At 40.4% G+C, this 6,352-nt stretch carries 8 protein-coding genes and 1 tRNA gene; 7 read left to right on the top strand and 2 right to left on the bottom strand.

The genetic code is table 11. The annotated features are described in order from the left end of the window. The first annotated feature begins 6 nt into the window (after positions 1–6). Both PG766_RS14765 and PG766_RS14760 read left to right on the top strand, forming a co-directional pair. Positions 7–80 (top strand) — tRNA-Met (locus PG766_RS14765). Positions 81–287: 207 nt separating this feature from the next. Next, positions 288–629: a VOC family protein gene (locus PG766_RS14760; RefSeq protein ID WP_117557694.1), complete on the top strand. Its 342-nt coding sequence runs from the start codon at positions 288–290 to the stop codon at positions 627–629. A gap of 182 nt (positions 630–811) precedes the next feature. Here the strand turns inward: PG766_RS14760 and PG766_RS14755 are convergent, their stop codons facing one another. Further along, the gene (locus PG766_RS14755; protein WP_117834945.1) at positions 812–1,516 is read right to left on the bottom strand and encodes a 3'-5' exonuclease; all 705 of its coding nucleotides are present in this window, start codon (positions 1,514–1,516) and stop codon (positions 812–814) included. Positions 1,517–1,729: 213 nt separating this feature from the next. Here PG766_RS14755 and PG766_RS14750 point away from each other — a divergent pair, with 213 nt between their 5' ends. Together PG766_RS14750 and PG766_RS14745 are read left to right on the top strand one after the other, a co-directional pair. Further along, positions 1,730–2,137 (top strand): helix-turn-helix domain-containing protein, encoded by a 408-nt coding sequence (locus PG766_RS14750; RefSeq protein ID WP_117557698.1) that lies wholly within the window; start codon positions 1,730–1,732, stop codon positions 2,135–2,137. A gap of 13 nt (positions 2,138–2,150) precedes the next feature. Further along, complete coding sequence (locus tag PG766_RS14745; protein ID WP_055261784.1) at positions 2,151–2,486, top strand: hypothetical protein; 336 nt, start codon at positions 2,151–2,153, stop codon at positions 2,484–2,486. Positions 2,487–2,527: 41 nt separating this feature from the next. Here the strand turns inward: PG766_RS14745 and PG766_RS14740 are convergent, their stop codons facing one another. After that, positions 2,528–3,169 carry a GDSL-type esterase/lipase family protein gene (locus tag PG766_RS14740; protein WP_270591118.1) on the bottom strand — a complete coding sequence of 214 codons (642 nt, stop codon included), beginning with the start codon at positions 3,167–3,169 and terminating at the stop codon, positions 2,528–2,530. Between the two features lie 181 nt (positions 3,170–3,350). On the opposite strand from PG766_RS14740, the gene PG766_RS14735 reads away from it, so the two are divergent. From PG766_RS14735 to PG766_RS14725, 3 genes are all read left to right on the top strand, one after another. Then, positions 3,351–3,917, top strand: coding sequence for a chromate transporter (locus PG766_RS14735; RefSeq protein WP_173825393.1), 567 nt, complete (start codon positions 3,351–3,353; stop codon positions 3,915–3,917). Continuing rightward, entirely contained in the window at positions 3,914–4,480 is a 567-nt protein-coding gene (locus PG766_RS14730; RefSeq protein ID WP_270591116.1) for a chromate transporter, read from the top strand. The genes PG766_RS14735 and PG766_RS14730 overlap by 4 nt, the downstream gene beginning before the upstream one ends. 194 nt (positions 4,481–4,674) lie before the next feature. Then, on the top strand, positions 4,675–6,273 hold the full coding sequence (locus PG766_RS14725; protein WP_270591114.1) for a type I restriction-modification system subunit M: 1,599 nt from the start codon (positions 4,675–4,677) through the stop codon (positions 6,271–6,273). Positions 6,274–6,352: the final 79 nt, after the last annotated feature.

Raw genomic sequence — 6,352 nt, 5'->3', positions numbered from 1 at the left:
TCATATGGCGGGATAGCTCAGTTGGCTAGAGCACGCGGTTCATACCCGCGGTGTCGCTGGTTCAAATCCAGTTCCCGCTACTTACGAAGGAGTCCTTGTGTGAGGGCTTCTTTTTGCATGGAAAAAATGGTATGTTTACATTGCCAGTTGTATGAAGACGGGTGTCACAACCGTATTTGTCAATAACTTTTATCTATCTCCTCATGTCATTGTTTTTCTTGCACGCTCTCACAAAATGAATTATCCTAAAATAGAACATAAACTTCGAAAATAGGAGGATATAGAATATGGCAAAGATCGATCATGCAGCAATCAGAACGGCATCTTACGAGAATGCACAGAAATTTTTTGAAGATGTATTTGAAATGCATATGTGGAGAGAGATCGGTGAAAAACCGGGAAGAAAATGCTGGTACGAAGAAGGAATCCAGCTCTGCGAAATGGAAGAAATTAACACAGAGGGAGAAAATGGCTACGACCACATTTCAATCGCGGTGGATTCCGTGGAAGAAACGATGGAAAAGATCAAGGCTTATCCGGTAAAAGCAATCAACGACCACTGGTTCTCACTGCCGAATGGCACAAAAATAGAATTAAAACTTTTGGAAAACTGGAAGGTAAATAAATAGAATTTGGAAGTTGGAAATTTCTGATACCATAGGATGCAAGACGCGTTTCCGGAACAAGAGAAGAGGCAATCGCGTATCTGGGATAAGAAAAAAGATAGAGTACGTTTATGAGAAGAAAAATTTTTCAAGACGGACTCTATCTTTTTAGTTTCTGAGATAACGGGAATCTGCAGACGATGCTTTTAAATTACTTTGGATTTCAGCAAAGAATCAATCAGCCGAGATGCTTCACTGCGCGTGATCGTATCCGGATTCCATTCCGGTACTTTTTTCTTCTGGCTGCACAGTCTCTGCAAAAGAGCAACCTGTTTTGCTGTGGCAGGCTGCACTTTTTTTATTTTGTATGTAAGCTGCTGTGGCTTGAAAAGAGAAGGATCCTCATTTTCAAAATAGTGTGCCAGTGTCTGATACAGCTTGGCTGTGGCAAGTGCATCATAGTAGGCGCGGTGCGCAGCTTTATTTTCAATCTGGTAGTATTCACACAGACTGGAGAGACTTTTGGAGGGAAGTGATTTTAAGGTGCGCTGGGCAATCTTAAATGTGTCGATTCCAAATTTTTCAAAAGTAAGTCCTAAATTGGAAGCACCTGATTTCATGAAGCTGTAATCAAAGCCTACATTGTGGCCGATCAGGACATCGTCTTCACAGAATTCAAGAAAATCACTGATCACAGTATCGGCAGGTCTGGCATTTGCAACCATTTCATTCGTAATGCCGGTGAGATTCGTGATCATCGGGGAAATCTCTTCCTGTGGATGAATGAATTCCATAAAACGTTCGGCAACCTTTCCGTCGCGGACTTTCAGTGCTCCGATTTCAATAATTTCATTATATAGTGGGTCAAGCCCGGTTGTTTCCAGGTCAAAACAGACATAGGATTTTAGCATTTCAAAACCTCCGTTTCTGAAATCCTATTTTAACAGATGCGAGGAGAAAGTGCCATAGTTTTCTTGATACAAATCTCTCCGGATGGTAAGATACAGGTATATTTGCCGGTGTAAAAGAATTTTGACAGGCAAAAATGCCATTTGTAAAAGATGTTTGATAGACTTTTGGTGTTCTATATGGAATGATGTCCGTGAAAGGAAGAAACAGGAATTATGGAAATAGGAAAGAAACTAAAAAATGCACGGATAGAAGCCGGGCTTACCCAGGAGAAGGCTGCAGAGAAAATCGATGTTTCCCGCCAGACTATTTCCAATTGGGAAAATGAAAAATCGTATCCAGATATTATCAGTGTCATTGCACTTAGTGATCTATATTCCGTAAGTCTTGATGAACTGTTGAAAGGAGATCAGAAGATGGCAGAACATCTGGAAGAGAGTACAAATGTTGTAAAAAGCAACAAAAAACTGACTGGAGCAATTCTTTTAAATATTATACTGATGATACTGTTGATTGCGCTGAACATGCTGTTGCCGGAAGGAACCTATTATCTGGTAATTGTATTTTGTGTGGTAATCATGAGTTCATCGGTATTGCTTTATCAGATTATCAAACGGATTTAGGAGGCAGATTATTATGGGATGGAATCAAATAGCAGCAGTAGCAAGCGGAGCAATTGCGTTGGTAGGAGCAATCTGCACCGCATGGCAGATTTATCAGATGACGGTATCAGATGCAAAAGCAAGAGGCTTAAAGCACCCGAAATTCTGGGGATTTTGGGCGATGAATGGAAATAATTCAAGTGGACTGATTCTTTATCTGATCGGTAGAAGAAAATATCCGGTCCAGAATATGAGCATCGAAGATCAGGAAAAGATTGAAACAAGAAAAAAGGCAGCAGGAGCTGCGCTTGTGTTTATGACACTTGGGGCGATTGGATTTGTGATCAATATCATGCGGATTTATATTTAATGAAGAATACGAATACGAAGAGCGGTATAGACGTTAAAAATCTATACCGCTTTTTCCAGTTCTTTTTGCATATCGATAACTTTTTCATAGATTGCATTAGCAAGTGCAGCGTGACCGGCTGCATCCAGATGCTCGCGGTCGGTTGTACTCGGAGATGCGAAAGCAGAGGCATCCAGAAATGCTGCATGATGCAGAAGTGCCACTTTGTGATACTCTTCAGCAAGCTTTTTTGAAATTTCTACGGATTTTTCATCAAATTCCGGATCAAAGCCAGGATCGTCAACACCTTCATCCAGATGAATCGGTGAAATGACGAGGAGATTAAAAGGCTGGGAAACGTTTTTTCGGGCTTTTTGGATGACTTGAGCCAATCCTTTGGCAATGGTTCCTGCGGACGCATTGTATCTTGTTTTGCAGTCGTTGGTTCCGAGCATAACGATAAGGAGATCGATAGGGTTATGCATTTCCAGCGTGACACCGATCAGATCAAGTCCACGGCGTCCCTCACGAAGATCATCCTGAAATACAGTGGTTCTTCCACAAAGACCTTCTTCGATCACACGGTGGTCAGCACCCAGCTTCTTCTGAAGCAGACAGGTCCATCGGGTGTCGGTGTCAAATCTGCCGGTTCCGTCCGGTTTGTAGCCATATGTGTTTGAGTCGCCGAAGCATAAGATGTTCATTCTGTGTCACTCCTTTACAAACCTACTAAATTGATATGTTATATATGATAAATGAGATTGTTGGAAAAGTCAAGAGGTAAAATTGTATTGGAAAGGTTTCGGAAAGGTTTTGAAATTTACCTGGATTTTAATTTACATCTGTATAAAGCAAAGATATACTAATGGGTGGAGGATAAAAATTATGAAGAATAAAAGAGAAGTGTTGGTTAAACTTTTTCTATCTACATTATATCTAAGTGCATTTACATTTGGCGGCGGTTATGTGATCGTCACGCTGATGAAGAAAAAGTTTGTGGATGATTATCATTGGATTGAAGAAAATGAAATGCTGGATCTGGTGGCAATCGCGCAGTCAGCACCGGGACCGATTGCGGTAAATGGGGCAATCGTGGTTGGGTATAAGCTTGCCGGCCTTGCAGGAACACTGGTTGCAATTATTGGAACGATTATCCCACCGTTTGTGATCATTTCTTTGATTTCTGCTTTTTATCATGCATTTCGGGATAATTATCTGATGAGTCAGATGCTGGAAGGGATGCAGGCAGGTGTCGGAGCTGTGATTGCCTCGGTCACTTATGAAATGGGATGTGGAATTATAAAAAAGAAAGATAATGTGGCAACGATTGTTATGATTGCAGCCTTTATAGCAGCCTGTGTATTGGGAATCAATGTGATTTATATTGTGATTGCAAGTGGAGCTTTTGGTGTAATCCGGACGATATGGAACAGACGGAGGAAAAGAGTATGATCTATATACAATTATTTTTAAGCTTTTTTCAGATCAGCTTGTTCAGCTTTGGAGGTGGATATGCGGCACTTCCACTGATCCAGGGGCAGGTCGTAAATGTGCATCACTGGCTCAGCATGACGGAATTTACGGATCTGATCACCATTTCCCAGATGACTCCGGGACCGATTGCGATCAATGCAGCAACCTTTGTTGGGATGAAACTGACCGGAATGCCGGGAGCGGTTGTGGCTACACTAGGATATATCACACCATCTTGCATTATCGTGACGATCATTGCAAAATTGTATTTAAAATACCGGGAAATGGACATGCTGCAGGGAATACTTGGAGGGATCAGACCGGCGGTGGTCGCACTGATCGGATCGGCGGGAATTTCCATTTTGCAGACAGCATTCTGGGGAGTTTCCGGGAAAATGGTGATATCTGATACCAGTTGGCTGATGGTTGGAATATTTGTGGTATGTGTGATCTTGCTTAGGAAGGTGAAGATGAATCCAATCTGGGTGATGGTGCTGGCCGGGGTGATGAAAGTTGGCGTGGAGCTGGTTTGGAAGATGTAAATGGGTGCTGTTTAATTGTGGAAAAGAATAAGATGGAAGACTGAAAGCTATTGTGGAGAGGTATCTTTCAGTCTTTTTCTATGCAGAATACAGAGGATGAATGAGTACCATATTTTTTGAAGGTATGGTATACTTTCACTATGATTAGAAAGTAGCCCATTGCGGCGAAATAACAGAAGACGGAGGAGTATAAAATGGCTGAAATGGAGAACAGCAGGGATTTAAACAGTGTGTTATGGAGTGGGGCGGATGTTTTGCGTTCAAAAATGGATGCTAATGAGTATAAAGATTATTTGCTGGGGATTGTTTTCTACAAGTACTTATCCGATTCTTTTCTGATAAAAGTATATGATATGATTTGTGATGGAAAACCAGAGAGCTTGAAAGAGGCATTGGATGCATATGTGAAAGTTCTTAATGGAGAAGATGGAGAAGCGTTAAAGACGGAAATGAAAAGTGTATGCCATTATGTGATTGAACCGGAGCTTACCTACACTTATTTTGCGGATGCAGCTAGAAATAATTCTTTTAGCCGTGAGCAGTTACAGAAGGCATTTAATAATATTGAGCAAAGTGATGAATTGTTCGTGGATTTGTTTACGGATATTGATTTGTATTCCAATCGTTTAGGGGTGGGAGATCAAAAGCAGAGTGATACGATTGCAAGTTTGATTAAAGTAATTGATAATGCAGACTTGTTGAATTCGGATGTAGAAATACTTGGAAATGCATATGAAACTTTGATTGGATGGTTTGCATCGGAGACAGGAAAAAAAGCAGGAGAATTCTATACTCCACAGGCAGTATCAAAAATTTTAACCAGAATTGCAATCAAGGGACAGGAAGAAAAGCAAGGTCTGTCAGTATATGATCCATGTATGGGATCAGGTTCGCTTCTTTTGAATGCAAAGAAATATGCAAAGCATTCAGAATATATTAAATACTATGGACAGGAATTGAATACATCTACTTACAATCTGGCAAGAATGAATATGTTCCTTCATGGAATTGTAGCAGAAAACCAGAAACTTCATAACGGAGATACACTTGACGGAGACTGGCCGACAGGAGAAGAAACAGATTTCAATATGGTACTTATGAATCCTCCGTATTCAGCAAAATGGAGTGCAGCTGCCGGATTTTTACAAGATGAAAGATTCAGTGATTATGGTGTACTGGCACCGAAGTCGAAAGCAGATTATGCATTTCTGCTTCATGGACTGTATCATTTGAAAAGTAATGGAACTATGGCAATTGTTTTACCACATGGTGTTCTTTTTCGCGGCGCAGCTGAAGGAAAAATCAGAGAAAAACTGCTTCGTTCAGGAAATATTTATGCGGTAATAGGATTACCTGCAAATCTTTTCTATAACACGTCCATTCCGACTTGCATCATTGTATTGAAAAAGCATAGAGATGGCAGAGATGTATTATTTATTGATGCTTCCAAGAAGTTCAATAAAGGGAAAAAGCAAAATGAAATGACAGATGAACATATTGAAGAGATTATCAATCTGTACAGTAAGAGAGAAACTGTAGAAAAAGAGGCATTCCTTGCCAACTTTGAAGATATAGAAAAAAATGACTTTAACCTCAATATACCACGATATGTTGATAATTTTGAGAAAGAAGAAGAGGTTGATCTACCGGCACTTTTAGGTGAAATGAAGAAAACGGATGAAGAAATCGAAAAAGTGCAGGGAGAATTCCTTTCAATGCTCAAAGAATTAACATCAGATGATGCGTCAATAATGGCATCTTTGAATGATTTGATCGGGAAAATGGAGGGGTAGAGATGGGAAAACCTAAAATTAGATTTGAAGGGTATAGTGAAGATTGGGAACAGCGTAAGCTTGGCGATATCACCACAAA

Origin of the sequence: Coprococcus sp. LG101-27 (assembly GCF_027695515.1) — a bacterium.
Taxonomy (GTDB): domain Bacteria; phylum Bacillota; class Clostridia; order Lachnospirales; family Lachnospiraceae; genus Allocoprococcus; species Allocoprococcus comes.
Note: the sequence above shows the minus strand (reverse complement) of the source record. Positions and strands in the feature narration are given on the sequence as shown.

Coding starts and splice junctions, on each gene's coding strand:
- PG766_RS14760 (WP_117557694.1), top strand. CDS start 288: ATGGCAAAGATCGATCATGCAGCAATCAGAACGGCATCTTACGAGAAT.
- PG766_RS14755 (WP_117834945.1), bottom strand. CDS start 1,516: ATGCTAAAATCCTATGTCTGTTTTGACCTGGAAACAACCGGGCTTGAC.
- PG766_RS14750 (WP_117557698.1), top strand. CDS start 1,730: ATGGAAATAGGAAAGAAACTAAAAAATGCACGGATAGAAGCCGGGCTT.
- PG766_RS14745 (WP_055261784.1), top strand. CDS start 2,151: ATGGGATGGAATCAAATAGCAGCAGTAGCAAGCGGAGCAATTGCGTTG.
- PG766_RS14740 (WP_270591118.1), bottom strand. CDS start 3,169: ATGAACATCTTATGCTTCGGCGACTCAAACACATATGGCTACAAACCG.
- PG766_RS14735 (WP_173825393.1), top strand. CDS start 3,351: ATGAAGAATAAAAGAGAAGTGTTGGTTAAACTTTTTCTATCTACATTA.
- PG766_RS14730 (WP_270591116.1), top strand. CDS start 3,914: ATGATCTATATACAATTATTTTTAAGCTTTTTTCAGATCAGCTTGTTC.
- PG766_RS14725 (WP_270591114.1), top strand. CDS start 4,675: ATGGCTGAAATGGAGAACAGCAGGGATTTAAACAGTGTGTTATGGAGT.